The following is a 24714-nucleotide window of genomic DNA, read 5'->3' on the forward strand; positions in this document are numbered from 1 at the left end:
GCGCATCGCTGCCTTTGCCAACGGTGCCGATGTCTGCGCCAGCATCGCCAATGGCTGAAGACTGAAGACTGAAGATTGAAGGCTGAGGGGCGGATACCCGGCCCCCCCTCAACCCGGCCCCCCTCAACCCGGGCCGGCCCCCAACTGCCATCGGCGCCAGCCCGGCCGGGCGCTCACAGCCAGAAGCCTTGGGACACCACGTCGGGCGCCGACCCGACGATGGACAACTGCATATGCGCCGCCGCCCCGGAGGTGGTGATCTGGCCGTTGACCTCGCCGTCGGTGTCGAACTGGCCGCCGTCTTCGATCTGGAAATCCAGCCGCAGGCGGTTGCCCTCGGTCACCATCTTGCCGCCGTAAGGTTCGCTGGCCAGGTTCACCCAGGTGCCGGTGCGGTCTTGCACCCAATAGCCCGTTGTCCCCTTATCCGGGTCTACGTACACGCTGAAGCTCTCGGTGCTGCCGGCCGTGGTCAGCGTCGTGGAAAAGTTCAGCAGCCCTATCGGCATCTCCATCCCCTTGGGCAACTGGGCCGGCGCGGTCTTTTGCTCCAGGCTGGTGATGCGCGACTGGTTGTCGGTGCCGACCTTGCCGTCCTGGCTGCCGACGACCAGGGTGGTGCCACCGACCGAGCCGACTGCGGACTGCTCGCTGTCGCTGATGCCGTCGCCGTTGCCGTCGCCGTCGGCGCCATTCGGGCCGACGCTCCGGCCCTCATCGGCGTCGGGCACGCCGTCGCCGTCCCGGTCTGGCTTCGCCGGCGTCGTGGGGGTGGTGACGGGCGGGGTCGGCGCGGGGCTGAGGTTGGTCACGACCGGCACCCTGAAGCTGCCCATGTCGTAGCCGGTCTCGTCCTGTATCGCCTTGAGGTCGTTGCCGACGGCGGGGTCGGTGCCGCTGTTGGGCGTGGGGTCGGTGTAGCTGACGGACAGCGTATCGCGGTAGGTCACGGCGCGCGCCAGCGTCAGCGTGACGGTCTTGGCCGCTGCGTTCACGCTCACTGCGGTCACCGCGATGCGTGTGCCGTCGGCGTCGCGCACGTCGAAAGCCCCGGGCAGCGGTGCGTGGTCCGGGTCGCCGTCCAAGCCGCTGGCCCGGGCGAAGCTGAGCACCAACTGGTCGCCGTTGACCGTGGCGCTGCTGTACACCGGGGGCGTGTCGTTGGTCACGGTCGTGGTGAAGCTGCTCACGTCGTTGCCGGCGGCGTCCTGTATCACGCCGCTGGTGTCGTCGCCGGTCACCGGGTCGGTGCCGCTGTTGGTCGTGGGGTCGGTGTAGCTGACGCGCACCGTCTCGCCGAGGGCCACAGGGCGGATCAGCGTCAGCGTGACGGTCTTGCTCGCTGCATCCACGCTCACTGCGCTCACGCCGATGCGTTCGTTATCGGCGCCGACGGTGACCACGAAAGCCCCGGGGGCCGGTTTTTTCGCCGGGTCGCCCTCGAGTCCGTTGGCTTGGTCGAAGCGGATCACCAATTGCTTGCCGTTGACCGTGGCGCCGCTGTGCACCGGGGGCGTTTTGTTGATCATCGACGTGGACGGCACCGTGAAGGTGTTCACGTCATTGCCGGCGGCGTCTTGCAGCGCGTTGGTGTCGTCGCCGGTCACCGGGTCGGCGCCGCTGTTGGGCGTGGGGTCGGTGTAGGTGACGGTCACCCGCTCGTTGTGCGCCACGGCGCGCGCCAGCGTCAGCTCGACGGTCTTGGTCGCGGCATTCACGGTTACGGCGGTCACCGCGATGCGCGCGCCATCGGCGCCGCGCACGTCGAACGTCTCGACGGCCGGCTTGTGGGCCGGGTCGGCGTCGAGTCCGGTGGCCTGCTCGAAGCGGAGCACCATCTTGTCGCCGTTCACCGTGGCGCGGCTGTACACCGGGGCCGTCTTGTTGACCACGGGCGCGGCGGTGAAGCTGGCCACGTCATAGCCGTTCGCGTCTTGTACCCCGTCGTTGCCGTCGCCGGCCGGGTCGGTGTAGCTGACGGTCACCGTCTCGCCGTTGGCGGCGGGGCGGCTGAGCGTCAGCACCACGGTCTTGGTCGCCGCATCCACTTTCACGGCGGTCACCGTGATGGCGGCGCCACCGGCGGCGCCGGTGACCCGGAAAAGCCCCGGGGTCGGGTTGCCGCCGAGTCCTTCGGCCTGGTCGTAGCGCAGCGCCAACTGGTCGCCGACCACCGTGGCGCGGTTGTGCACCGGCGGCGTTTTGTTGGTCACATTCTCCCTGGTGAAGGTGGCCACGTCATTGCCGGCGGCGTCCTGTATCGCGTTGCGGTCGTTGCCCGCCGTGGGGTCGGTGTAGGTGACGGACAGCGGCTCGTCGTAGGCCGCAGCGCGGCTGAGCGTCAGCGTCACGGTCTTGGCCGCCGCATCCACCACCACCGCAGTCACCGTGATGGCGGCCCCGGTGGCCGAGCCGGTGACGCGGAAAGCCGTGGCGGCCGGTCCGTTGGCCGCGTCCAGCCCGGTGGCCTGCGCGAAGCTGAGCACCAGCTTGTCGCCGTTGGCCGTGGCGCCGCTGCACACCGGCGGCGTCTGGTTGGTCACGGCGCTGGTGAAGCTGCTCACGTCATTGCCGGCAGCGTCTTGCAGCACATTGGTGTCGTCGCCGGCCACGGGATCGACGCCGGTGTTCGGCGTGGGGTCGGTGTAGCTGACGGACACCTGCTCGCCGTGGGCCACGGCGCGCTCCAGCGTCAGCGTGACGGTCTTGGCCGTGGCATTCACGTTCACGCCGCGCACGGCGATGCGCTCGTTATCGGCGCCGGTGACCGTGAACGCATCGTTGCCCGGCACGCGGACCCCGTCCAGTCCGTTGGCCTGCGCGAAGCTGAGCACCAACAGGTTGCCGTCGGCCGTGGCGCCGCTGCACAGCGGGGGCGTTTTGTTGACCACGGACGCGGCGGTGAAGCTGGCCACGTCCAGGCCGTTCGTGTCTTGTATCCCGTTGTCGCCGTCGCCGGCCGGGTCGGTGTAGTTGACGAGCACCGTCTCGCCGTTGACGACAGGGCGGCTGAGCGTCAGCGTGACCGTCTTGGTCGCTGCATCCACATTCACTTCGGTCACGGTGATGGCGGTGCCACTGCTGCCGGTGACGCTGAAAGCCGTGTTCGCCGGTTTGTGGCTCGGGTCGGCGTCGAGTCCTTCGGCCTGGTCGTAGCGCAGCACCAGCTTGTCGCCGACCACCGTGGCGCGGTTGTGCGCCGGCGGCGTTTTGTTGACCACGGTCTGCTGCGTGAAGGTGGCCACGTCATTGCCGGCCGTGTCCTGTATCACGCCGGTGGTCTGGTTGCCGGCCGGGTCGGTGTAGGTGACGGACACCTGCTCGCCGTAGGCCGCCGGGCGGCTGAGCGTCAGCGTCACGGTCTTGGCCGCTGCATCCACGGCCACTGCGGTCACCGTGATGTTGCCGGAGACGCTGAAAGCCGTGGCGGCCGGTGCCGCGGCGCCGTCCAGGCCCGCCGCATCGGCGAAGCTGAGCACCAGCTTGTTACCGTTGACCGTGGCGCCGCTGCACAGCGGGGGCGTTGCGTTGGTGACGGCCTGGTTGGTCAGGCCGACGGCGTCGTTGCCGGCGGCGTCTTGTATCGCGTCGTTGCCGTTGCCGTGGTTGACCGCAGGGGCGGTGTAGTTGACGGTCACCGTCTCGCCGTTCTTGGCGGCGCGGCTGAGCGTCAGCGTGACGGTTCTGGTCGCCGCATCCACGCCCACGCCGGTCACCGTGATCGCCTCGCCACTGCTGCCGGTGACGCTGAAAGCCGTGGCGGCCGGTTTGCGGGCCGCGTCCCCGTTCAGGGCTTCGTCGTAGCGCAGCACCAGTTGGTCGCCGGTGACCGTGGCGGCTTCCAGCGTGGGCCGTTTGGTGTCTACGGTGAAGGTGCCGCTGCTAAGGTTGGTGTCTGCTGCCGGGCGGTTGTTCGCCTCATCGCCCATCTGGTCGTGTTTTACCCTGATGACGTTGTTGCTGCTGCTCTGTACGTTCTCATTGGGTCTGATCGTGAGGATATAGATCCGGGCAGTCCGGCCACCAAATCCGGTGTCAGCGGGCTCGATGCTGACCAGCGTGCAATTGGAGCCCGACATGTCTATGCTTTTGCTCGTGAGCCACACTACACCGTAGTCACGGACGTTCTCGCTGAAAGTCAAGGTGACGGTGGTGGTTTCGCCGATGGTGAGGGTGGAATCGGCAAAGACGGCGGATTCGAGACGTGGCTTCACGTTGTCGACCATGACGTCACCCGAGGTCCCGTGCTGCCCCGGCCCCAAATTGCCGTTTGCATCGCGTATGCTGCCCAGCCACAGGGAAATTTTTCCATACTGCCCATCGATGCCAGCATCCGGGGTGAGCGTGACGGTCCATTGGGTGTTGTTGCTGCCGGCTACAGCTGTCAGATTGCTCGGCGTGAAGCGAGCACGGTAACCTTCGATGTTGTACAGGCTGGCGAGGTTGAAAGAGTCCGGCCGTATCGGTTGGTTGAACGTAATGGTCGCCGTTACGGTGCGATCGTTTTCGTTCATGCGGTAATTACTGTATGTAATGTTTACGCCGAGAGTGGCCATGGGATGCTCCTTGGGTGGGATGATCGGTGTGTGGATTCGGTGTTGGCGCCATCTCTGCGCGCGGGCATGGCACCGGTCTTTACGGGTCTTGCGGTGGTTGCTACTGGTGCCGTGGCGGCCTGCGTAAAGTGCCGGCCCCGGCCAAAGCCGGATGGGGCGGCGCAGATAGCTATAACGACAAGGGGTTGGCCCGGCATGGGGCTGCATCATACGTGAAGAAAAGCTGCCGCAGGTGCCGTGATGCAACGTTTGTGGTGGCGCAAACGGCGTGGCAGGCAGGCGGCGAGGGCGCAAGGATGAAGGCGCAAGGATGAGCGCTGCAGGCGGAGGGAGAAAACAGGCGCGGACTGTGCCCGGGTGGCGCGCCATGGTTTTTAGGGTATTCGTAAAAGCGGGTTGGGCAAGCCGGTGATGAACGCAAAGCGCAGGCGGCCCACAATCGCAAAACCGTGCTGCTTGTATCTTGCCGTTTCCGTAAGATGTCGTTATCGACAATCGTAAAAAAGTGTGTTGTTCGCCATGCTTCATCGCCACCTCGATCATCAACGCTTCACCCTCGCTGCAATCGACGACGTGATCTCACGCGGGCGGTGGCGGGAGTGGGCGGAACTGCGCCGGGCGGCTTTGTCCGACCGCACCCTGCTGGACAAGGTGGAGCGCGTGTGTCGCCCTTACGCTTGTGACCCCTACGCGCAACGACATCACTTCTGGATGCACTATGCCGAAGAACACCGCACCGCAGCCTGACTGGGAGCTCGTCTTGTCCTGTGCCGCAGGTCTCCAGCGCATCCTGCCGGATGCCGTGTTGCTCGGAGGAACCGCCTCGGCGATCCACGCCGGGCATCGCTTCTCACGCGACGCCGACCCTGTGCCGACTGATCTGCGCCATCGCTTCGATGAAGTTTCAGAAGCCCTGTGGACTGGCGCAATCGCTTTCTGAAAAATGGAATGACACGCCTCTTGTCACCCGACTCGTCACCCGACTCGTCACTCGAACAAATCGGCATGCGTGCCAGTACGCACGAACACAACCGAAGCATGCTTTGCGTTGTCATCGAGCTTGTAGGCCAGCAAAAAATCACCGCCGATATGGCACTCCCGGTGTCCCTCCCGGTCACCGCCCAAAGGGTGATCGCGCCATCGAGGCCCGAGAGGGCCATCGTTGGCGATCAGCAGCAGCATCGCCTCCTCGAGCCGGTTCATGTCATGGCGGCCAGCCCGCGACAAGCGCTCCCAGTCCTTCAGGAAAACTTCGCATAGTCCGCCGCACGAGGCAGCGGGGAGCGCTTACTTGCGGCTGTTTTTTTCGAGGTCATCCAACAGTTCGGCAGCGGTGTCGAAACGGACACGGTGTGTGCGTGCCATTTCGTCAGCCTCGGCCATCGCGGCGCGCGTTTTTGCGTTGGGTACCTCGAGCGCAAACGGCATTTGCTTGTCGGCGACCACGCGCATCAAAAATGCGCGCACGGCGTCAGAAACCGACAGACCCATTGCCGCCAATGTCTCGGTGGCTTGCGCCTTGATTCGTTCGTCCACGCGGACGTGAACCATCGTGGTGGTGGTGGTCACAGTGGCCTCCTTTCAGGTGGAGTCGCACTGTATCTCAATTGTTCGCGAGTTCGCGAGCGAGGGACTGCCCACTGTCCTGACGCCGGTGATCCAACCGAGACTGTCCTCACTCTGGCGCACGCCCTGCCTTGCCGCCTTGCGCATTCAGCCCGCTGGCGATGTGCTTGCGCGCGCGCTGCGACCACTCGGCGCTGACGAGCAGCTTGCGCCCCTTTGCGCCCACTATTTACGCCTGCGAGCGGCAGCGGGCAGCCAGTCCTGCCCTGGCGCCGATTTTCCGATGGCGTAATACAATGTTCGACGGCGGGTTGGGTTTCGTGCAGGCTGGCACGGCGTTGCATGACATTGCGGAGATATGAAAATGGAGCTTGTATTCAAGAGGCTGGGGAACTCCACGGGGTTGACCTTTCCTGCGGCATTTTTGCGCGAACATGGTGTCAGGGAAGGCCAAACCGTTGTGGTCGAAGCGGCCGATGACGGTACGATTACCTTGCAGCCAAAGGCAATCCGCAAGCGCTACACGGCGGCGCAATTGAATGCACAGTGCGATTTGAAGGCCGCAATGCCTTCTGATCTCGTGGCTTGGGAGCGTGCCCCGGCGGTCGGCAGCGAAGCGCCATGACATCGCGCGGCCGTGGCCGCCAGGTCAGGCAAGGCGATATCCTGCTCGTCACGCCCGATCCGGCGGCAGGAAGCGAAATCCGGGGGGAGCGGCCAGTGCTCGTTCTGTCGAACTCGGAGTTCAATCGCGTTGGCCGGGCACTGGTGGCTGCGATAACGCAGGGTGGAAATTTCGACCGGGTCAGAGGCTGGGCTGTATCACTGATGGGCACAGGCACTGAAACACAAGGCGCAGTCGTCCTGAGCCAATGCCGCATGATCGACTATATCGAGCGCGGTGCCAGGCATGTTGAATCTGTGCCTTCTCATGTCATTGAAGAAGCATTGGCAAAGCTCCAGGCAGCGCTCGACCCTGAATGAGTGGTGCGCATTGCAGCCTGAACAAGCCTTTGCCCGATTTTTGGCGCCAAACGAATGTAGTGCGATGCGGGCCTTTTTTCTCGCGTTTGGTTTGTAGTCGCGCTTGGACTGGCCAGTGTATTCAGGTGTCCGCATCGAGTTTGGCGAACAGGTCTTTGAGGTTGGCGGTCTTCGTGACCCTGCCGGCGCGGGCGTCCTTCATCGCCTGGATCGTCATCGCATTCGGAATCAGCGGCTCGAAGGGCAGTGCCTTGTCCTGCGCCACCTTCGTGAGCAGCAGCCGCACGGCGTCGGACACGGTCAGGCCCATCGCAGCCAGGACAGAGGCCGCTTCTGCCTTGATCGCGCCGTCGATGCGCGCTTGTACGAGTTGGGTTGCAGCCATGATCATTTGCTCCTTGCACCGAGTGAATGACATCGTAATTCACAAATGATGGCAATGCAATGCGTCACGCTGGCTTGGCAACCGACCTTCAGCCTCCAGCCTTCAGCCTTCCATCCTCGGCGAGTGTGTTTGCAGCCAGTCTTTCAGCGCGTCATCGATGCGTGTCTGCCATCCGTGCCCGGTGGCTTTGAAAGCGGCCATCACATCGGGCGATAGTCGAATGGTGGTGGCTTGTTTCGTGGGTGCCTTTTGCGGGCCGCGCACGCGCATGCCAAGCGTTTTTTGCAGCGCCGGTGGCAGAGCGAGATGGGCGGGTTTGAAGCGGCGCAGGTCTGCCGCCGTCAGTTCGCGGACTTCGCCATCGTCATCGATCAGCGGTGCGTGTTGGGTCATGGCTTTGTATCTCCCGACGGTTGGCTTTGCGAAAGCTGATGACACGAATGCCGCCAGCCACTGGGGTAAAGCACAGCACATGCAAGCGCTCGTCCAGAAAACCCACCGCTACGAAGCGTGTTTCCGGGTAGTCCTTGCGCGTGTCTTGCCCAATGACTGCGGTGTCAAAGTCGAATTCTGCCGCCCGCTCGAAACTCAGCTTCCTGTCACGGATGTTGGCCTCGTTCCTGGCTGCGTGGAATTCAATGTGCATGGCCTTTATCGTAATGACGATTTGCTGTGCACCGCCGTTTTTGTGATGACGATTGGCGGTGCTGGCGGGCATTGTGTGTCCCTCCAGCGGGTCTTTGGCGCCATCGTCGGCGCTGCCCGGTGCGGGCTTTGCCAGCGCGCAGGCGATTTCAGCGCAACGGGAAGGGGGCCAGCGGCAGGCCGCCGAGTTCTTCGTCGATGCGGAGCATTTCGTTCCACTTGGCGGTGCGTTCGCCACGGGTGATGGCCCCGACTTTGATCAGGTCTGCGCCCCAGCCTACGGCCAGGTGCGCGACCGAGACATCTTCGCTTTCGCCGGAGCGGGCGGAGACGATGGTGGCCCAGCCTGCGGCGCGGGCGGCTGCATGGGCCTGCCAGGCGCGGGTGACGGTGCCGGCCTGGTTGACCTTGATCAGCGCGGTGTTGCAGGCGCCCTCGCGTGCCGCCGTGGCGATGCGCTGCGGGTCGCTGACCAGGTAGTCGTCGCCGACGATGAGCGCGCGGGCGGCAAATGCGGCGGTGGCCGCGCGCATGCCGATGGGGTCATGTTCGCTCGCCGGGTCTTCGATGGCGATGATGGGGTAGGCCTGCAGCCACTGGCCGACGACGGCGAGCCATTCGGTGCGCGAGAAGCTGCGCTTTTCTGCCGCCAGGTGGTAGCTGCCGCCGCGCTCGAATTCGCTGGCGGCGATGTCCAGCGAAATGCCCAGGTCGATGCCGGGGCGAAACCCGGCGCGTTCGATGCCCAGGGTCAGTAGTTCCAGCGCCTGTTCGTTGCGCGCCAGCGCGGGCCAGTGCCCGCCTTCGTCGGCGACGCCGTGCGCCGGGCCGCGCGCGGCAAACAGCGCCCCCACGGCCAGGTGCACTTCGGCGATATGGACGAGTGCATCGCCGATCGTGGCGGCCGTCAGCGGGATGAGCATGAAGTCTTGCAGGTCCACGCGCCGGGCCGCGTGCGCGCCGCCGCCGATGATTTGCACTTCGGGCCGGGCCAGGTGGCGCACCCCGGCGGGGTTCAGGTAGCGCCACAGCGGCATTTGCCGCACGGCGGCGGCGCTGTGCAGCGCGGCCAGCGAGGTGGCCACGGTGGCGTTGCCGCCGAGCAACTGGCGCGTCGGGCTGGGGTCGAGCCGGTCGAGCGTGGCGTCGATGGCGGCCTGGTCGGTCACCGCCATGCCGATCAGCGCGGGGGCGATGATGCTGCGCACCCGGTCGAGCGCGGTGAGCACGTCGTATCCGCCCAGCCGGGTGCCGCCGTCGCGCAGGTCGCTGGCTTCGGCCGAGCCTCGGGAGGCGCCGGCCGGGGCGATGGCCCGCCCGCGCTGGCCGCCGGCGGTGGTGATCTCGACTTCGACGGTGGGGCGCCCACGCGAATCCCAGACGCGGCGGCCATGCAGCGCGGCGATGCGCTCCGTGGCGCTGCTGGCGCTGGTGGCCGTGGTGGTGGTGCTTGTGCTTGCGGTTGCGCTTGTCGTGGTCATGGCAGATGTTCTTTCCAGGCGGCCAGCAGCGCGAGCGGGTCGCACGGTGGCGGATCGGTCAGGCCGGCGCGCACGCGCGCCCGGGCGAAATCTCGCACCACGGCCCGTTGCGCCGGGGCCAGGTATTCGACCGGCGAGCGGCCATCGACGCGGGCGAGCATCAGCGCGGGCAGCAGCCGCCCGGCGCGATCGAGCAGCGCCGATGGCGGCTCCCAGTCGATCTGTTGCCGGTAGGCGTGCAGCAGCGCGGCAAAGGCCGCCACGAGCGGCCCGCGCTGGCCGGGCAGCAGCAGTCGTTTGAGCGCCAGGTGGTTCAGGCAGAACGCCAGGTCGAACGCCGGGTCGCCCCACCAGGCGCATTCGGCGTCGAGGAAGATCGGCCCCTCGGGCCCGGCCAGGATGTTTTTCGGGCTGACATCGCCGTGCACCAGCGCCCGGCGCTGGCCCAGCGTGGTGTGCGCCAGTTGCCTGACGGCCGGGGCCAGGTCGGGGTGGCGCTGGGCAATGGTCTCCAGGTAGGGGTGGATGCGCAGCGCGATGAACAGCGGTTCGGTGTCGAAGTCTGCCGCGAGTTCGGGCCGGGCGGCGCTGCGCGCATGGATGCGGCCCAGGCGTTCGCCGACCAGGGCCGCGAGCCGGACATCGACCTGGCCGGCGAGCAGTTGCGCCTTCCAGACCGGGTGCTGCGCGGGGTCGAGGTATTCCATGGCGATCAGGTGCTGCGCGGGGTCGCAGGCGAGCACTTTCGGGCAAACCCCGGGTTGCAGCGCATCGACGGTGCGCAGCCACTGCGCTTCGTAGCGGCTGCGTTCGAGCGGGGCGTGCCAGTTGCCGACCGCCAGTTCGGCCAGCGGTTGCTTGATGACGATCTGCCCGGCGCGGGTGCTGACGTGCCAGATGTCCGAGGAGATGCCGCCGCGCAGCGCCTGGGCGGCCGGGGTTTCGCCGGCGCCGAGCAGTCCGGCGGCGCGCAAAAACAGGGCGAAGGGGCGGGGCAGGGCGCTGGCCGGGGCGGCGGATGTCGCGGGCGGGGCGCTGCATGGGGCGGCGGGTGGGGCGGCGGGGCGGGTCATGCTGGCTTTATGCCGGCGGCGGCATGCTCGCGGGCGAACCGGGCTTCGATCTGGGCCTTGGCCGAGCGGTATTGCCGGGGCCAGTCGATCGGCGTGTAGCCGATTCTGGCGGCTTCGGTCAAGGTCCAGGCCGGGTTGGCCAGATGCGGGCGCGCGATGGCGCACAGGTCGGCGCGGCCTGCGGCCAGGATGCTGTTGGCGTGGTCGGCTTCGCTGATCGCGCCGACGGCGATGGTGGCGATGCCGGCTTCTTGCCGGATGCGGTCGGCAAACGGTGTCTGGAACATGCGGCCATAGACCGGCTGCTCTTTTTTGCTGACCTGGCCTGCGGAGCAGTCGATCATGTCGGCGCCGGCGGCTTTGAAGGCTTTGGCGATTTGCACGGCGTCGTCGGGCGTGGTGCCGCCTTCGACCCAGTCGTGGGCCGAGATGCGCACCGACATCGGGCGCTCGCCCGGCCAGACGGCGCGCATCGCGGCGAACACTTGCAGCGGGTAGCGCAGGCGGTTGGCCAGCGTGCCGCCGTAGTCGTCGCTGCGCCAGTTGGTCAGCGGCGAGATGAAGCCCGAGAGCAGGTAGCCATGCGCGCAGTGCAGTTCCAGCCAGTCGGCGCCGGTTTCGGCGGCGGCCTCGGTGGCGGCGACGAACTGCGCCAGGACTTCGTCCATGTCGGCGCGTGTCATCGCGCGCGCCGTCTGGCTGATGCCTTGCAGGTATTGCAGCGGCGAGGCGGCGATGAGGGGCCAGTTGCCTTGCTCCAGCGGCAGGTCGATGCCGTCCCAGGCGCACCGGGTGGAGGCTTTGGCGCCGGCGTGGCCCAGTTGTATTGCGAAGCGGGCGTCGGTGTGGTGGTGAATCCAGTCGGCAATGCGCTTGAAGGCCGCCGTGTGCGCGCTGTGGTACAGGCCCGGGCAGCCGGGGGTGATGCGGCCGCTGGCGCTGACGCAGGTCATCTCGGCGAACACCAGGCCGGCGCCGCCCATTGCGCGCGCGCCCAGGTGCACCAGGTGGTAGTCGCTGACCAGGCCGTCGTGCGCGCTGTACTGCGCCATCGGCGAGACCACGATGCGGTTCTTGAGCGTCAGGCCGCGCACGGTGCAGGGCGTGAACATCGGCGGCGGTGGCAGCGGCAGCGGCGGCGCCGGTGATTGCTGCGGTGACGGCAGCGGCGCGCAGTGCCCGGGCTGCGCTGCGCCGGCGCGCCCGGCGAACCAGCGCTCGTAGCCGGCCAGCCAGTGCGGGTCGCGCAGGCGCAGGTTTTCGTGGCTGATGCGCTGGCTGCGCGTGAGCATGGAGTACATGAACTGCGGGCCCTCGAGCTGGTCGCAGTAGCGCTGGCCGCAGGCTTCGAACCACTCCATCGCGTTCCAGGCCGCGTTTTGCAGGCGCAGCGTTTCGATGCGGCGCGCCTGCTGGTAGCGGGTGAGCAGTTCGCTGATCGGCTCCGGGTGCTGGCGCTGCTGCTGGAACTGGCTGGCCAGTTCGATGGCGTCTTCGATGGCCAGCTTGGTGCCCGAGCCGATCGCGAAATGCGCGGTGTGCACCGCGTCGCCCATCAGCACCAGATGGCTGCCGCATTCGTTTTGCAGCCACCATTGCCCGCAGACCACGCGCTGGAAGTTCAGCCAGGCCGAGCCGCGCAGGTGGCGCGCGTTGGTCATCAGCGTGGCGCCTTGCAGGTGGCGCGCGAACAGTTGCTCGCAAAAGGCGACCGATTGCGCCTGGTCGGCCTGGTCCAGCCCATGGGCCAGCCACACCGATTCGGGGCATTCGACGATGAAGGTGCTGGTGTCTGCGTCGAACTGGTAGATGTGGGCCTGAAACCAGCCATGCGCGGTTTTCTCGAACACGAAGGTGAAGGCCGAGTAGCGCTTGTGCGTGCCCAGCCACAGGTAGCGGTTCGGGCGCAGCACGATGTCGGGCTGGAACTGCTGGCGGTACTTGGCGCGCAGCGATGAATGGATGCCGTCGCTGGCGATGATCAGATCGGCGTCGGGGTAGTCGGTGTCGGAGTTGGCCTCGGTCTCGAACACCAGTTGCACGCCCAGTTCCTCGCAGCGCGCTTGCAGGATGTTGAGCAGCCTCTTGCGCCCTATGCCGACGAAGCCGTGGCCGCCGCAGCGCATGTGCTGGCCCTTGAACTCCAGCGCAATGTCGTCCCAGTGGTTGAAGGCTTGCTCGATCGCGTCGGCCGTGGGCCGATCGTGGCGCCGCATGTTGTCCATGGTCGCGTCGGAGAACACCACGCCCCAGCCGAAGGTGTCATAGGGCTTGTTGCGCTCGACCACGGTCACGCGGTGGGAGGGGTCTTGCTGCTTCATCAGCAGACCGAAGTACAGGCCGGCAGGGCCGCCGCCGATGCATACGATGTTCAAGGCTTGCTCCTTGTCGGTGTTTATCTGTGCTGTCACTGCGGCTGCGCGGCGCCGGCCGGCTGGCGCGCATCGTCGGCGCTGGCGCCCAGGTAGGTGGCCTGCACGCGCGGGTCTTGGGCCAGCGCCCGGGAGGGGCCGGCCAGCGCGATTTCGCCGGTCTCCAGCACGTAGCCGTGGTCGGAGCTTTCCAGCGCGGCGCGCGCGTTTTGCTCGACCAGCAGGATCGATACGCCGTCGGCGCGCAACTGGCGCACGATGGCCAGTATCTCGCGCACGATCAGCGGCGCCAGGCCCAGGCTGGGCTCGTCGAGCATCAGCAGGCGCGGCGCGGACATCAGCGCCCGGCCCAGCGCGAGCATTTGCCGCTCGCCGCCCGAGAGCGTGTCGGCGCGCTGCGCCCGGCGCTCGGCCAGGCGCGGAAAGCGCTCATACACCGATTGCAGGCGGCGGCGCAGGGCTTCGGGGCGCAGGCGGCGCACATAGGCGCCCAGTTGCAGGTTGTCCAGCACGCTCAGCGCGCCGAACAGTTCGCGCTGCTCGGGCACCAGGCACAGGCCGCGCTCGACGCGCGTTTGCACGTCGAGCGCGTGCAGGTCCTGGCCGTCGAGCCGCAGCACGCCGCGCGCCGGCAGTAGCCCCATCGCGGCGGCCAGCAAGGTGGTCTTGCCGGCCCCGTTCGGGCCGATCACCGAGACGATCTGGCCGCTGTGCAGCGACAGCGTGACGCCGCGCACGGCCTCGACCTGGCCGTAGGCGACATGCAGGTCGGCGATTTCCAGCATCACAGTCATTCCATGCTCCCCAGGTAAGCCGCCTGCACTCGCGCATCGGCGCGCACGGCGGCGGGCGTGCCCTCGATCAGTTTGGCGCCGAAGTTCATCACCACCAGGCGGTCGACCAAGTGCATCACGAAGTCCATATCATGCTCGACGAGCAGGATGGTCAGGCCCTCGCCGCGCAGCTTGCGCAGCAGCCCGGCCAGGGCCAGTTTCTCTTGGCGGCGCAGCCCGGCAGCCGGCTCGTCGAGCACCAGCAGCACCGGGTCGGCGGCCAGTGCGCGGGCGATCTCCAGAATGCGCTGGGTGCCCAGCGGCAGGCTGCCGGCCCACTCCTGCGCGCGCTCGCCCAGGCCGATGCGGTCGAGCTGGCGCTGCGCCTCTTGCATGATCTGGCGCTCTTCTGCGCGATCGAGCCGCAGGCCGGCGCGCAGCACGCCGGCGCGGGTGCGCGCATGCGCGCCCAGCGCCACGTTGTCCAGCAGGCTCATCTGCGGGCGCAGTTTGACATGCTGGAATGTGCGCGCCAGCCCCAGGCGCGCCACTTCGCTCTGGCGCATTCCGGCGATGTCGCGGCCCTGGAAGCGCAACTGCCCGGCGCTCAGCGCCAGCGTGCAGGTCAGCAGGTTGAACATCGTCGTTTTGCCGGCGCCGTTGGGGCCGATCAGGCCGACGATCTCGCCGGCATCGACGGCAAAGCTCACGTCGTCGACCGCCACCAGCCCGCCAAAGCGCTTGACCGCGCCCTGCACCGACAGCAATGGGCTGCCGCGTGCCGGCAGCGGCCGGCGCGCCAGCGGCGTCACTGGCGCCAGCGGCGCACCAGCGGCGCCACCGGGGCTGCCGGCGCGCCGATGTTTCCCGGCGGCGGGCCGCGCCCGGCGGCGCCACCGGGCCGTGGCCAGGCCCATCAGGCCGCCGCGCGCAAAGTGCAGCAGCGCGATGAACCCTGCCGCGAAGGCGATGGCCTGGAGTTGGCCGGCGCGCTGCGTGAACATCGGCAGCAGGTCTTGCAAGCCGTTTTTCAGCACCAGCACCAGGGCTGCGCCGGCCAGCGCGCCGCTCAACTGGCCCAGGCCGCCGGCCACGGCCATCAGCAGGTATTCGATGCTGGCGTGGATGTCGAACGGCGAGGGGCTGACGAAACGGTTCATGTGCGCGTACAGCCAGCCGGCCAGGCCGGCGAACGAGGCGGCGGTGACGAACAGTGTCAGCCGCACGCGGTAGGCATCGGCGCCGACGCTGGCCAGCAGCGTGGCGCCGCCGCGCAGGCTGCGGATGGCGCGCCCCGGGCGCGAGTGCAGCAGGTGGTGGCAAAACAGCAGCGCCAGCGCCAGCAGCGTCCAGATCAGGTAGTACATGGCCTGCGGCCGGGCCAGCGACCAGCCCCCGAGATGCAGCGGCGGGATGTTCGACAGCCCGGTGTGGCGCCCGAGTTGCTCGACGTTGCCGAACAGCAGCGCGATCGACAGCCCCCAGGCGATGGTCGACAGCGGCAGGAAATGCCCGCCCAGGCGCAGCGTCAACATGCCGATGGCCAGCGCCGACAGGCCGGTGAGCAGCAGCGCGAACACCAGGCCGAGCCATGGCGACAGGCCCTGCGCGGTGCTCAGCCAGGCGCTGGCATAAGCGGCGATGCCGACAAAGGCGGCTTGGCCGAACGAGGTGGCGCCGCCGATGCCGGTGAGCAGCACCAACCCCAGGGCGACCAGCGCGCCGATGCCGATGTCGTTGAGCAGCGCGATGGTGAAGCTGCCGACCAGCGCCGGCAGCGCGGCCATCAGGGCCAGCGCGGCGGCCACGGCAGCGCCGATCGGTCGCGCCATCATGGCTCCAGTTCCTCGGGGTCTTCTTCGGAGTGCACGCTCATCCAGGAGCGCAGCATCAGCACCGGGATCAGCAGGCTGAACACGATCACGTCCTTGAGCGCGCCGCTCCAGAACGAGGCGAAGCTCTCGAGCACGCCGACCGCCAGCGCGCCCAGTGCCGTCATCGGGTAGCTCACCAGGCCGCCGATGATGGCCGCGACGAAAGCCTTCAGGCCGATGATGAAGCCCGAGTCGTAGTACATGGTGGTCACCGGCGCGATCAGCACGCCGATCAGCCCGGCCAGCAGCGAGGCGCAGCCGTAGGCCAGCCGGGCGGTGCGCGCCGGGCGGATGCCGACCAGCCGCGCGCCGACCCGGTTGACGGCGGTGGCGCGCAGCGCCTTGCCGGCCACGGTGCGCTCGAACACCAGAAAGAACAGGCCGCTGAGCACGCCGGCGGCGGCCAGCATCAGCAGCACCTGGCCGCCGACGGTAAAGCCGGCGCCGAGCGTCAGCGCGCCATCGACCAGCGCCCTGGTGCGCGAGCCTTCCGGCCCGAAGAACAGCAGCCCCAGGTTGGACAGCAGAAAGTGCAGCGCCAGCGAGACGATCAGCAGCACCAGCACCGACGCATCGGCGATCGGCTGGAACACCACGCGCGCCAGCAGCGGCGCGATCGGCAGCACCAGCAGCACGGCCAGCGCGACATGCAGCCAGGCGGGGGTGCCGGGGCCGGCGGCCAGCCAGGCCAGCGCACAGGGCAGCAGCGGCAGCAGGCCCCAGGCCAGGGCCGCCCCGGGGATGCTGCGCCACTGGCCGCGCCGCAGCAGGCTGGCGCTTTCGGTGAGCGTGGCCAGCAGCGCCAGCACCGCCACCAGGCCGATGGTCGGCGGCAGGCGGCCGGTTTCGAAGGCCGCCAGCGTGAGTGCGGCAAAGGCGGCAATGTCGCCAAAGGGCACGAACACCACCCGCGTGACGGAAAAGACCAGCACCAGGCCGAGTCCGGCGAGCAAATAAACCGCACCGTTGGCCAGGCCATCGGTGAGCAGGATCAGCGCGACATCCCAGGTCATCGGCGGCCCCCGTGGCGGGCGGCAATGCCCGGCGCGGACAGCGGCCCCGGCGGCATGTGGCTGGCGCCGCTCGGGTGCCCGGCGGCCACGGCGGCAGGGGAATCGACAGGGACAGCGGCAGGGGAATCGGCAAGGACAGCGGCAGGGACGGCGGCAGACAGCGCCGGCGCGCAGCGGGGCGGCGCGCTGGCATGCAGGTGCGGCACGGCAGTCATGCGCTTACAGCAGCAGGCCGCCGACGCTGGTGCCGCCGCAGACATACAGCACCTGGCCGGTGACGAAGCCGCTGCCGGCGTCGGTGAAAAACCGCACGGCCCGCGCCACATCGGCTGCCTCGCCCAGGCGCTGCACCGGTATCGAGGCGATCAGCGCGCGCTCTTGCGCGCTGCCGGCCGGCACCACGGCGCGGTACATGTCGGTGCGCACCGGCCCTGGCGCGACCACGTTGACGGTGATGCCCTCGGGCGCGAGTTCCAGCGCCCAGGTGCGCGCCATGCCCGACATGCCGGCCTTGGTGGCCGAGTAACTGCTGCGCCCGGCCCAGCCCAGCGCGGCGCGCGAGGACAGCAGCACCACGCGGCCGAAGCGCCGGGCGCGCATGGCCGGCAGCGCTGCCTGCACGATCTGCACCGCGCAGCCCAGGTGCAGCGCGGCCAGCGCATTCAGGTCTTCGAGCCGCACCTCGGGCAGCGGCGCGGGGCGGATGGCGCCGGCGTTGTGCACCACGGTCGTCAGCGCAAAGCGCTGCGCCAGCGTCTGCATGACCTGCGCGGTGGCGGCGCGGTCGGTCAGATCGACCTGGATGCTGTGCAGCTTCGGGTGCGCGATCGGGCAGTGCTCGAGCGCCAGCGACACCACTTCATGGCCCTGCGCCAGCAGGTCTGCGCAGATGGCGTAGCCAATGCCGGTGCTGGCGCCGGTGACGACGGCTGCCGTTGGGGCGGGGGGCGGGTGGGGCATGGGTTTTCCGGTGCGGTGTCAGTCCATCGCGGCCCGCGCCTTCGCGCCGGGCCAGCCGGCTGCGCTGGCCCGGGCCGGCGGGGCGGTGCTCGGCGCTGCCGCCATCGCAGTCGACATTGCAGCCGCCGCCACGGCGTTTGTGCGCGACAGACTGCGCGCCATCAGCCGGGCCTCCTTGTCAGCGGGCGGGCGTCGATGCAGCCCGGCTGCCCGGGCCGTTGCTGCGCCCGGCGGCGCCACTCGCCGCGCCGGATTTTTTGCCAGGGCGTCGATGGCCGCGCGTCGCGACCGGCCACACAAGAAACACCGGATTCCGGCAGCGCGCCGGTGAGCGCCAAAATGCCTGCGCGATGGGAGGCTGCGCGATGAAAAGCTGCGCGATGAAAGGCTGCGCCAGCCGGCAGGCGCAGCCTTTCCGACCTCTGTGACGAATGCTCTCTCGGCCATGGTGTTTTACCGGTCCATCTGCTCGTGCTTTAAGTCTAAATAAATCCAATATCATTGATATACCTGCTAACCCTAACACTTTCCATGCCCGCTCCGAACCCGCTTGCCGTATGACACAGCCCCCGCCCGAAGCGCATCTTTTCGTCAACGACTACCTGCCGGCGCTGCTGGCGCAGGCCAGTTGGCTGATTTCCTCGGAGTTCCATGGGGTGGCTCGGGCGCATGGCTTTTCCGTCTCCGAATGGCGCGTGCTGGCCTCGCTGGCCGGCGGTGTGCCGATCAGCATCGGCCGGCTGGCGCAACTGTCGGTGACCAAGCAGCCGACGGTCACCCGCCTGCTCGACCGGATGCAGGCCAAGAACCATGTCGAGCGCCTGCCCCACGACAGTGACCGCCGCATCACGCTGGTGCGCATCACGCCCACCGGCATACAGGCCGTGCAGCAGTTGATCGACCTGGCGCGCGAGCACGAGCGGCGCGTGCTCGCGCCCTTCGGCCTGGCGCGTGCCGGGGAATTGAAGAGCACGCTGCGGCAGATGATTGCGCAACATGCGCGCGCCGAGGCGCAGCCGCAAGCGCCAGACGACGCGCGCTGAGCGCCCCCGGCGGCCGCCCGGCAGGCGTTGGCCCCGGAGCGTGGCCGCTGCGCGTTGCCGCAGGGGCGGCTTTGCTCCAACGCGCTGCGCCGGGGTCGGCGCGCCGGCATGAAAATACACTCGGGCGCATATGAACCAAACACCTTCAGCCTTCGTCTTGATCGCCATCGCGCTGGCCACCCTGGCCACCGGCATTGGCAGCGTGTGGCTGGCCGCATTGCTGATGCGGCTGGGCCTGGGCGGGCGCAACGGCAGCGTCGGGCCGCAGCATCTGCTGAGCCTGGCGGCAGGCGTCTTGCTGGCCACCGCTTTCATGCACCTGCTGCCCGAGGCTTTCGAGGGCCGGGCCGAGGCGCATGATCTGTTTGCCACGCTGCTGGTGGGCCTGGTGTTTTTCTTTCTGCTCGACAAGGCCGAGCTTTGGCACCATGGGCACGAGCATGGCCACGCCGTGCGTGGTACGGACGGGCACGGCCATGCCGGGTCTGATGCGCATGCGCATGCGCATGGCCATGCCGGGCGTGACACGGGCGGGCCTGGCCCGAATGAGCACGCGCACCGGCACGATGGCCCGCGCACGGGCGGCTGGGCGGTGCTCACCGGGGACGGCGTGCATTGCTTTGGCGATGGCATCCTGATTGCATCGGCCTTCATGGCCGACATCCGCCTGGGCGTGCTGGCGGCGGTATCGGTGCTGGTGCACGAGGTGCCGCACCATATGGGCGACCTGGTGGTGCTGTGCCAGACCAACCCCAGCCAGCGCATCGCGCTGCTCAAAGTGTCGCTGGCCGGCGCCGTGACGGTGCTCGGCGGCGTGGCGGGCTATTTCCTGGTCGGGCAGTTGCAGGACTTTCTGCCGTATTTCCTGGTGCTGGCGTCGAGCAGCTTTGTCTATGTGGCGCTGGCCGATCTGATTCCCCAACTGCAAAAGCGCCTGACGGCCCGGGCGACGCTGGTCCAGATCGTCTGGCTGCTCGTCGGCATGGCGCTGGTCACGCTGGTGCGCGCGCTGGCCGACAGGCATTGAATGCCTGGCCGGTGGCGCTGGATGGCCGGCCGCGCCCTGCTTTTCTGAGCGCCGCCGGGGCCTGATCGGCCGGTGCACCGGCCCCTGCGATGGGGCCGCAGGGGGCCTGGACTTAGCGGGCCAGCTCTGCGCGCACCGCAGCGACCTGGCGGCGCGAGACGGTCAGCAGTTCGGTCGAGCCTTGCAGCCGCACGGCCCAGCCTTCGCCCTCCTCGGGGTCGTAGTGCTTTTCCAGCGCGCGCATCGCGCGGCGCGCCACCAGCGCGTTGCGGTGGATGCGCAGCAAGTGCGGCGCAAACCGGGCTTGCAGCTCGCCCAGGGAGCTGTCGAGGATGTAGCTGCGCGTGGTGGTGCGCACGGTCACATACTTTTGCTCGGCCTTGAAGTACAGCACCTCGGCCAGCGGCAGGCGCTCGGTGCGGCCCCGGTCCTGGATCAGCAGGGTTTCGCCTTCGGGCAGGTCGGGGGCCGGCGCCGGCGCCGTGGCCGCAGCGGGCTTGCGCTGCGCCTTGGCCAGGGCTTGCAGCAGGCGCTCGCGGCGCACCGGCTTGGTCAGGTAGTCCACGGCGTCGAGCTCGAACGCGCTGACCGCGTGGCTGGTGTGCGCGGTCACGAACACCACGGACGGGGGCAGCGGCAGGGTGCGCAGCGCGTGGGCCAGGGTCAGGCCGTCTTGCCCGGGCATGTGGATGTCCAGCAGCACCAGGTCGAAAGCGCGCCCGCCGGTGGGGGTCAGCAGCGCCATGGTCTCGGCCGCGTTGGCGGCCTCGGCCACCGTGCCGCGCCGGATGTCGGCGCTGCCCACGCAGTCCGACAGCAGGCTGCGCAGGCGGCTGCGCGCCAGCGCTTCGTCGTCAACGATGAGGATATTCATGCGCCTTGCCTTCCTTTGCCGGCAACCCGCGCCATGCCGGTCTTGCCGCCCGCCGCTGGCTTCGGGCGCCCGGGGTGGGTCCGTGGGGGGCGGTCCATCGGCCTGGCCCCTTGCCGAAAGCCGTTGTCATGGTAGCGCCGACTGTGCGGGCCGTGGCGCCGGTTACAAGCGCTGCGCCGGCCATCGGCGCGCCGATGCCTGGGCGCGGCAGGACAGGCCGGCGGCGGCGCACGCAGCAGGGCGGGGGAATCCGTCGGCAAAGCGCAACACGGCGCTGCCCGCAGCCTGCGCAGCGACGCTGGCGGCGCCGGACCGCCACGGCGAGACCGGCGGGTTCATCGCGCAGCGCCCGGCGCTGCGCGCTGGCGCCGGGTGCGCAGAGGATCGGAGGCGGTGCCGCAAGAGGCCCGGCAGACCCAAGAGGCCGGCATGCCATCCCGGCCATGGGTGCCGGGTGTGCCGGGTGTGCCGGGTGTGCCGGGTGTGCCGGGGGTGCCGGCTTTGGGGCCGCATGTCGATGACGGCTTACTTCTTCTCTTGGGTCAATGAGTCCTGGAAGGCTTTCAGCGGGTCATCGGCGGAGGTCTCATCGGTGTTCTGCGGCGGGGCGTCGATGTCCATGTGCACCTTGTCCAGGTCATACACCACATCCTTGTCCAGGCCGCTGGAGACGATGCCGGGGAAACAGATGACCAGCAGCACCATCAGCAGTTGTATCAGCACGAAGGGCACGGCGCCCCGGTAGATTTGCATCGTGGTCACTGGCTGGATCATCTTTTGGCTGACCTTGTCCAGGTACTCGTTGGCGGGTGCCACGCTGCGCAGGTAAAACAGTGCAAAGCCGAACGGCGGGTGCATGAACGAGGTCTGCATGTTGATGCCCAGCAGCACGCCGAACCAGATCAGGTCTATGCCCAGTTTGGCGGCCACTGGCGCCAGCAGCGGCACGACGATGAACGACAGTTCGAAGAAGTCCAGAAAGAACGCCAGAAAAAAGATCATCGCGTTGACCGCGATCAAAAAGCCCAACTGGCCGCCAGGCAGGCCGGTCAGCAGATGTTCGACCCACACCGGGCCGTCTACGCCCTGGAAGGTCAGGCCAAAGATCGTCGCGCCCAGCAGGATGAACATCACGAAGCACGACAGCTTGGTGGTCGTGTTCACCGCCTGGCGCAGCAGTTCCATGCTCAGGCGCCCGCGCAGCATGGCCATGATGAGCGCGCCCAGCGCGCCCATTGCGCCGCCCTCGGTGGGCGTGGCCACGCCCAGGAAGATGGTGCCCAGCACCAGGAAGATCAGCAGCAGCGGCGGGATCAGCACAAAGGTCACGCGCTCGGCGATGCGCGAGAGCAGGCCCAGGCCGGTGATTTTGTTGATGCCGGCGGCCACGAAGGCCAGCAGCACGCCGCAGCACAGCGCGACGACGATGGTTTCGTCCAGCGCCACATGCCCGACGGTTTCTCCCGACCACCAACTGTGCAGCGCGGGCATCTGGTAGCCCACGGCGATGGTGGCCGCGCTGCAGATGGCCATCAGTGTCAGCAGCGAGGGCAGGCCGCTGCGGCCATCGTCTTCGCGCAGCGAGCGCGCTTGCGGCGGCAGGGCCGGCACCAGGTGCGGTTTGAACAGCGCCAGCAAGATCACATAGCCGGCATAGCAGCCGGTCAGCAGCAGGCCGGGCAGGAAGGCGCCCTTGTACATATCGCCCACCGAGCGGCCGAGCTGGTTGGCCAGGATGATCAGCACCAGCGACGGCGGGATGATCTGCGCCAGCGTGCCGGAGGCGGCGATCACGCCGGCCGCCAGGCGCCGGTCATAGCCGTAGCGCAGCATGATCGGCAGCGAGATCAGGCCCATCGAGATCACCGACGCCGCCACCACGCCAGTGGTGGCGGCCAGCAATGCGCCGACGAAGACCACCGCCAGCGCCAGGCCGCCACGGACGGGGCCGAACAGTTGGCCAATGGTTTCGAGCAGGTCTTCGGCCATGCCGCTGCGCTCCAGGATCAGCCCCATCAGCGTGAAGAACGGGATCGCCAGCAAGGTGTCGTTCTCCATGATGCCGAAGATCCGCAGCGGCACCGCCTGCAACAGGGACGCATTCAATACGCCCAGTTCGATGCCGACGAACGCAAAGAACAGGCCGCAGGCGCCCAGGCTGAAGGCCACCGGAAAGCCGAGCAGCAAAAAGACGATCAGCCCCGCGAACATGATCGGGGCCAGGTTCTGGGTGAGAAATAATTCCATGGTCTGCGCGCCCGTGCTCAGACGCTCTGGCTGCCGCGCTGGCCCTTGCCGGCTTCGGCCAGGCGGCGGATGGATTCAGCCAGCGCCTGCTCGCTGGTCTGCTGCGCCTTTTTCGCGCCGGGGTCTTCGATCAGGCCCTGCAGGAAAGCGATGCGCTTGATCAACTCCGAGCCGCCTTGCAGCAGCAGCAAGCCAAAGCCCAGCGGCATCATCAGGTACACCGGCCAGCGGATCAGGCCGCCGGCGTTGTTCGACATTTCGCCCGAGCGGTAGGCGTTCTCGAAGAACGGCTGGCCATACCAGAGGACGGCCAGGCACATCGGCGCGAGAAAGAAGATCAGGCCGAAGATGTCGATCCAGATTTGCGTGCGCCGCGACAGCCGGCTGGCGATCACATCGACCTTCACATGCTCGCCCTGGAGCAGCGTATAGCCGGCGGCGAGCAGGAACGAGGCGGAAAACAGGTACCACTGCACTTCCAGAAATGCGTTCGAGCTGGTGCTCAGGACCTTGCGCACCACGGCATTGACGCCGCTGATCACGACCGAGGCCAGAATCAGCCAGATCACATATTTGCCGATCTGGCTGCTGAGCCAGTCGATCTTTCTGGAGCATTGGAGCAAAGCCTGCATGATGGTGTCTCTCTTCGACATGGTGGTGTCTCCCTTCAAAAAAGCGGCGCGTGCCGGATGCCGGCCCGTGCGCCCAAGCCGGCGGCAGCGTGGCCAACGGCTGCCGTGGGCGCGATTTTACGGAGCCGGGCCGGCCCGGCAGTCCCGGGTAAGCCCGGGCGGGCGCGCTGGCGCCGGTCTTGCTGCGCCACCGATCGGTGATGGCGCCAGGTCGGACAGGAAGCATCGATCCCCATCGACGGCATACACCGGGCAAAGCCGGAGCGGCTCATCCGCGACGGCCACCCACCCGCCGTCGTGCGCGATAACCTACCAAGTATGCTCCGATGAAAACTTTACGTAACTACAAAACGAAATGACGATGACGGCACAGTGGAACTTGAATGGGATGCCGGCAAAGCGGCACGAAACCTGAACGAGCATGGCGTTTCCTTCGAGGATGCCGCGCTCGTTTTTTACGACCCCGGGCGGATCGAAGCCTGCGACGGACGCGAGGACTACGGGGAAGATCGATGGGCCACGATCGGGTTTGCCCACTCGGCTGTCCTGTATGTGGTCTACACCGTTCGACGCGGGCAAACCATCCGCCTCATCTCTGCGAGGAAAGCCAATGCCGACGAAAGAAAGCAATATCGTCAAGCGAACCGTCGACCTGAAGAACCCGCCGCCTCTGACTGCCGGGCAGAAGGCGCGATTGGATGCCGTGGCGGCCATGCCTGATGCGCAGATCGACGACAGCGATGCCCCGTTTCTGCCGGATGCCGTCTGGACGAAAGCCGCAGTGCAGTTGCCGCACACCAAGCGGCAAATCACGTTGCGTATCGATGCGGAAGTGCTGGATTTTTTCAAGCACACGGGCAAGCGGTATCAGTCCCGCATCAATGCCGTGCTGCGCTCCTACGTGCAAGCGCACAAGGCGCACGCGAAATGAGCAGCAGGCCGGGCATTTCCGCGCCTGCCTGGCGCAAGCGGGCTGCCAAGTCCGGGGCCTGGTGCTCTGGTGTCGCGTCACCGATCATCTGTCGGTCTGCGCTGGCCATCGAAGCGCATCGCGGCGTTGCATCGCTTGCCAATACAGCTCGGTATGGGCTGCGCGATGCGCCTTGCGCTGCGCTCCGATGGCTGCGCGCAGCCTACGATATCTGATCCGTGACGCGACACTAGCGCCAGACCCTGCGCGCCATGGCCCGGCGTGGCCGCCAGCGCCTG

27 protein-coding genes are annotated in these 24714 nt (G+C 67.8%); 9 read left to right on the forward strand and 18 right to left on the reverse strand.

The features are described 5' to 3' along the window. Positions 1 to 173 precede the first annotated feature (173 nt). On the reverse strand, positions 174 to 5099 hold the full coding sequence (locus tag VEIS_RS13930; protein WP_011810593.1) for a SwmB domain-containing protein: 4926 nt from the start codon (positions 5097 to 5099) through the stop codon (positions 174 to 176). Between VEIS_RS13930 and VEIS_RS13935 the strand changes: the two genes are divergently transcribed. Next, the gene (locus tag VEIS_RS13935) at positions 5067 to 5303 is read left to right on the forward strand and encodes a hypothetical protein (protein ID WP_198137865.1); all 237 of its coding nucleotides are present in this window, start codon (positions 5067 to 5069) and stop codon (positions 5301 to 5303) included. The genes VEIS_RS13930 and VEIS_RS13935 overlap by 33 nt on opposite strands. Then, on the forward strand, positions 5275 to 5496 hold the full coding sequence (locus VEIS_RS28775; protein WP_157048518.1) for a hypothetical protein: 222 nt from the start codon (positions 5275 to 5277) through the stop codon (positions 5494 to 5496). The genes VEIS_RS13935 and VEIS_RS28775 overlap by 29 nt, the downstream gene beginning before the upstream one ends. Before the next feature lie 47 nt (positions 5497 to 5543). Here the strand turns inward: VEIS_RS28775 and VEIS_RS13940 are convergent, their stop codons facing one another. After that, complete coding sequence (locus tag VEIS_RS13940) at positions 5544 to 5759, reverse strand: type II toxin-antitoxin system YafQ family toxin (protein WP_041950047.1); 216 nt, start codon at positions 5757 to 5759, stop codon at positions 5544 to 5546. 84 nt (positions 5760 to 5843) lie between these two features. Continuing rightward, positions 5844 to 6107, reverse strand: coding sequence for a type II toxin-antitoxin system RelB/DinJ family antitoxin (locus tag VEIS_RS13945; protein ID WP_011810595.1), 264 nt, complete (start codon positions 6105 to 6107; stop codon positions 5844 to 5846). 379 nt (positions 6108 to 6486) lie between these two features. On the opposite strand from VEIS_RS13945, the gene VEIS_RS13955 reads away from it, so the two are divergent. Next, positions 6487 to 6747 (forward strand): AbrB/MazE/SpoVT family DNA-binding domain-containing protein, encoded by a 261-nt coding sequence (locus tag VEIS_RS13955; RefSeq protein ID WP_041950049.1) that lies wholly within the window; start codon positions 6487 to 6489, stop codon positions 6745 to 6747. Beyond that, the gene (locus VEIS_RS26355) at positions 6744 to 7106 is read left to right on the forward strand and encodes a type II toxin-antitoxin system PemK/MazF family toxin (RefSeq protein ID WP_011810598.1); all 363 of its coding nucleotides are present in this window, start codon (positions 6744 to 6746) and stop codon (positions 7104 to 7106) included. Before VEIS_RS13955 ends, VEIS_RS26355 begins: the two co-directional genes overlap by 4 nt. 121 nt (positions 7107 to 7227) lie before the next feature. On the opposite strand, the gene VEIS_RS13960 is transcribed toward VEIS_RS26355, so the two are convergent. The 12 genes from VEIS_RS13960 to VEIS_RS29765 all read right to left on the reverse strand — a co-directional run bounded on the left by VEIS_RS13960 (position 7228) and on the right by VEIS_RS29765 (position 17844). Continuing rightward, entirely contained in the window at positions 7228 to 7491 is a 264-nt protein-coding gene (locus tag VEIS_RS13960) for a type II toxin-antitoxin system RelB/DinJ family antitoxin (protein ID WP_011810599.1), read from the reverse strand. Between the two features lie 102 nt (positions 7492 to 7593). Next, entirely contained in the window at positions 7594 to 7884 is a 291-nt protein-coding gene (locus VEIS_RS13965; protein WP_011810600.1) for a BrnA antitoxin family protein, read from the reverse strand. Then, positions 7856 to 8209, reverse strand: coding sequence for a BrnT family toxin (locus VEIS_RS13970; protein WP_011810601.1), 354 nt, complete (start codon positions 8207 to 8209; stop codon positions 7856 to 7858). The genes VEIS_RS13965 and VEIS_RS13970 overlap by 29 nt, the downstream gene beginning before the upstream one ends. Positions 8210 to 8285: 76 nt before the next feature. Next, on the reverse strand, positions 8286 to 9617 hold the full coding sequence (eno, locus tag VEIS_RS13975) for a phosphopyruvate hydratase (RefSeq protein ID WP_011810602.1): 1332 nt from the start codon (positions 9615 to 9617) through the stop codon (positions 8286 to 8288). Continuing rightward, positions 9614 to 10690, reverse strand: coding sequence for a phosphotransferase (locus VEIS_RS13980; protein ID WP_011810603.1), 1077 nt, complete (start codon positions 10688 to 10690; stop codon positions 9614 to 9616). Before VEIS_RS13980 ends, eno begins: the two co-directional genes overlap by 4 nt. Next, on the reverse strand, positions 10687 to 13065 hold the full coding sequence (locus VEIS_RS13985; RefSeq protein ID WP_041950857.1) for a bifunctional salicylyl-CoA 5-hydroxylase/oxidoreductase: 2379 nt from the start codon (positions 13063 to 13065) through the stop codon (positions 10687 to 10689). The genes VEIS_RS13980 and VEIS_RS13985 overlap by 4 nt, the downstream gene beginning before the upstream one ends. A gap of 32 nt (positions 13066 to 13097) precedes the next feature. Beyond that, a complete protein-coding gene (locus VEIS_RS13990; RefSeq protein WP_011810605.1) occupies positions 13098 to 13856 on the reverse strand; it encodes an ABC transporter ATP-binding protein in 759 nt (252 codons plus the stop codon). Continuing rightward, the gene (locus tag VEIS_RS13995) at positions 13853 to 15667 is read right to left on the reverse strand and encodes a branched-chain amino acid ABC transporter ATP-binding protein/permease (RefSeq protein ID WP_011810606.1); all 1815 of its coding nucleotides are present in this window, start codon (positions 15665 to 15667) and stop codon (positions 13853 to 13855) included. Before VEIS_RS13995 ends, VEIS_RS13990 begins: the two co-directional genes overlap by 4 nt. Beyond that, positions 15667 to 16722 (reverse strand): branched-chain amino acid ABC transporter permease, encoded by a 1056-nt coding sequence (locus VEIS_RS14000; RefSeq protein ID WP_011810607.1) that lies wholly within the window; start codon positions 16720 to 16722, stop codon positions 15667 to 15669. The genes VEIS_RS13995 and VEIS_RS14000 overlap by 1 nt, the downstream gene beginning before the upstream one ends. Continuing rightward, positions 16719 to 16928 carry a hypothetical protein gene (locus VEIS_RS28780; protein WP_157048519.1) on the reverse strand — a complete coding sequence of 70 codons (210 nt, stop codon included), beginning with the start codon at positions 16926 to 16928 and terminating at the stop codon, positions 16719 to 16721. The genes VEIS_RS14000 and VEIS_RS28780 overlap by 4 nt, the downstream gene beginning before the upstream one ends. 13 nt (positions 16929 to 16941) lie before the next feature. After that, positions 16942 to 17682: an SDR family oxidoreductase gene (locus VEIS_RS14005; RefSeq protein WP_011810608.1), complete on the reverse strand. Its 741-nt coding sequence runs from the start codon at positions 17680 to 17682 to the stop codon at positions 16942 to 16944. An 18-nt stretch (positions 17683 to 17700) separates the two neighbouring features. After that, positions 17701 to 17844 (reverse strand): hypothetical protein, encoded by a 144-nt coding sequence (locus tag VEIS_RS29765; RefSeq protein ID WP_198137866.1) that lies wholly within the window; start codon positions 17842 to 17844, stop codon positions 17701 to 17703. Positions 17845 to 18239: 395 nt separating this feature from the next. On the opposite strand from VEIS_RS29765, the gene VEIS_RS14015 reads away from it, so the two are divergent. After that, positions 18240 to 18725, forward strand: a complete 486-nt coding sequence (locus tag VEIS_RS14015) for a MarR family winged helix-turn-helix transcriptional regulator (protein ID WP_011810610.1) — start codon at positions 18240 to 18242, stop codon at positions 18723 to 18725. A gap of 130 nt (positions 18726 to 18855) precedes the next feature. Further along, entirely contained in the window at positions 18856 to 19752 is an 897-nt protein-coding gene (locus VEIS_RS14020; RefSeq protein WP_011810611.1) for a ZIP family metal transporter, read from the forward strand. Between the two features lie 112 nt (positions 19753 to 19864). Here VEIS_RS14020 and VEIS_RS14025 read toward each other — a convergent pair whose 3' ends face one another. The 3 genes from VEIS_RS14025 to VEIS_RS14040 form a co-directional block, all read right to left on the reverse strand. Beyond that, positions 19865 to 20626, reverse strand: a complete 762-nt coding sequence (locus VEIS_RS14025) for a LytR/AlgR family response regulator transcription factor (protein WP_011810612.1) — start codon at positions 20624 to 20626, stop codon at positions 19865 to 19867. 525 nt (positions 20627 to 21151) lie between these two features. Continuing rightward, positions 21152 to 22873 (reverse strand): TRAP transporter large permease, encoded by a 1722-nt coding sequence (locus VEIS_RS14035; RefSeq protein WP_011810613.1) that lies wholly within the window; start codon positions 22871 to 22873, stop codon positions 21152 to 21154. A 17-nt stretch (positions 22874 to 22890) separates the two neighbouring features. Beyond that, on the reverse strand, positions 22891 to 23505 hold the full coding sequence (locus VEIS_RS14040) for a TRAP transporter small permease subunit (RefSeq protein ID WP_011810614.1): 615 nt from the start codon (positions 23503 to 23505) through the stop codon (positions 22891 to 22893). A gap of 372 nt (positions 23506 to 23877) precedes the next feature. On the opposite strand from VEIS_RS14040, the gene VEIS_RS26360 reads away from it, so the two are divergent. The 3 genes from VEIS_RS26360 to VEIS_RS31645 all read left to right on the forward strand — a co-directional run bounded on the left by VEIS_RS26360 (position 23878) and on the right by VEIS_RS31645 (position 24658). Next, positions 23878 to 24225: a BrnT family toxin gene (locus VEIS_RS26360; RefSeq protein WP_011810616.1), complete on the forward strand. Its 348-nt coding sequence runs from the start codon at positions 23878 to 23880 to the stop codon at positions 24223 to 24225. Next, entirely contained in the window at positions 24116 to 24436 is a 321-nt protein-coding gene (locus VEIS_RS14045; RefSeq protein ID WP_011810617.1) for a BrnA antitoxin family protein, read from the forward strand. The genes VEIS_RS26360 and VEIS_RS14045 overlap by 110 nt, the downstream gene beginning before the upstream one ends. A 69-nt stretch (positions 24437 to 24505) precedes the next feature. Continuing rightward, positions 24506 to 24658, forward strand: coding sequence for a hypothetical protein (locus tag VEIS_RS31645; protein ID WP_157048520.1), 153 nt, complete (start codon positions 24506 to 24508; stop codon positions 24656 to 24658). Positions 24659 to 24714 lie beyond the last annotated feature (56 nt).

Source organism: Verminephrobacter eiseniae EF01-2, assembly GCF_000015565.1.
Classification (GTDB): Bacteria; Pseudomonadota; Gammaproteobacteria; order Burkholderiales; family Burkholderiaceae_C; genus Acidovorax; species Acidovorax eiseniae.

What these genes read in the sequence shown, in the direction of transcription:
- VEIS_RS14005 (WP_011810608.1), bottom strand. Translation starts at nt 17,682, where the DNA reads ATGCCCCACCCGCCCCCCGCCCCAACGGCAGCCGTCGTCACCGGCGCC.
- VEIS_RS13945 (WP_011810595.1), bottom strand. Translation starts at nt 6,107, where the DNA reads ATGGTTCACGTCCGCGTGGACGAACGAATCAAGGCGCAAGCCACCGAG.
- VEIS_RS13980 (WP_011810603.1), bottom strand. Translation starts at nt 10,690, where the DNA reads ATGACCCGCCCCGCCGCCCCACCCGCCGCCCCATGCAGCGCCCCGCCC.
- eno (WP_011810602.1), bottom strand. Translation starts at nt 9,617, where the DNA reads ATGACCACGACAAGCGCAACCGCAAGCACAAGCACCACCACCACGGCC.
- VEIS_RS13960 (WP_011810599.1), bottom strand. Translation starts at nt 7,491, where the DNA reads ATGGCTGCAACCCAACTCGTACAAGCGCGCATCGACGGCGCGATCAAG.
- VEIS_RS13930 (WP_011810593.1), bottom strand. Translation starts at nt 5,099, where the DNA reads ATGATCGAGGTGGCGATGAAGCATGGCGAACAACACACTTTTTTACGA.
- VEIS_RS14000 (WP_011810607.1), bottom strand. Translation starts at nt 16,722, where the DNA reads ATGACCTGGGATGTCGCGCTGATCCTGCTCACCGATGGCCTGGCCAAC.
- VEIS_RS13970 (WP_011810601.1), bottom strand. Translation starts at nt 8,209, where the DNA reads ATGCCCGCCAGCACCGCCAATCGTCATCACAAAAACGGCGGTGCACAG.
- VEIS_RS13990 (WP_011810605.1), bottom strand. Translation starts at nt 13,856, where the DNA reads ATGACTGTGATGCTGGAAATCGCCGACCTGCATGTCGCCTACGGCCAG.
- VEIS_RS14035 (WP_011810613.1), bottom strand. Translation starts at nt 22,873, where the DNA reads ATGGAATTATTTCTCACCCAGAACCTGGCCCCGATCATGTTCGCGGGG.
- VEIS_RS14045 (WP_011810617.1), top strand. Translation starts at nt 24,116, where the DNA reads ATGCCGACGAAAGAAAGCAATATCGTCAAGCGAACCGTCGACCTGAAG.
- VEIS_RS13940 (WP_041950047.1), bottom strand. Translation starts at nt 5,759, where the DNA reads ATGAACCGGCTCGAGGAGGCGATGCTGCTGCTGATCGCCAACGATGGC.
- VEIS_RS14025 (WP_011810612.1), bottom strand. Translation starts at nt 20,626, where the DNA reads ATGAATATCCTCATCGTTGACGACGAAGCGCTGGCGCGCAGCCGCCTG.
- VEIS_RS29765 (WP_198137866.1), bottom strand. Translation starts at nt 17,844, where the DNA reads ATGGCGCGCAGTCTGTCGCGCACAAACGCCGTGGCGGCGGCTGCAATG.
- VEIS_RS14015 (WP_011810610.1), top strand. Translation starts at nt 18,240, where the DNA reads ATGACACAGCCCCCGCCCGAAGCGCATCTTTTCGTCAACGACTACCTG.
- VEIS_RS26355 (WP_011810598.1), top strand. Translation starts at nt 6,744, where the DNA reads ATGACATCGCGCGGCCGTGGCCGCCAGGTCAGGCAAGGCGATATCCTG.
- VEIS_RS14040 (WP_011810614.1), bottom strand. Translation starts at nt 23,505, where the DNA reads ATGCAGGCTTTGCTCCAATGCTCCAGAAAGATCGACTGGCTCAGCAGC.
- VEIS_RS13965 (WP_011810600.1), bottom strand. Translation starts at nt 7,884, where the DNA reads ATGACCCAACACGCACCGCTGATCGATGACGATGGCGAAGTCCGCGAA.
- VEIS_RS14020 (WP_011810611.1), top strand. Translation starts at nt 18,856, where the DNA reads ATGAACCAAACACCTTCAGCCTTCGTCTTGATCGCCATCGCGCTGGCC.
- VEIS_RS13955 (WP_041950049.1), top strand. Translation starts at nt 6,487, where the DNA reads ATGGAGCTTGTATTCAAGAGGCTGGGGAACTCCACGGGGTTGACCTTT.
- VEIS_RS28775 (WP_157048518.1), top strand. Translation starts at nt 5,275, where the DNA reads ATGCCGAAGAACACCGCACCGCAGCCTGACTGGGAGCTCGTCTTGTCC.
- VEIS_RS13995 (WP_011810606.1), bottom strand. Translation starts at nt 15,667, where the DNA reads ATGGCGCGACCGATCGGCGCTGCCGTGGCCGCCGCGCTGGCCCTGATG.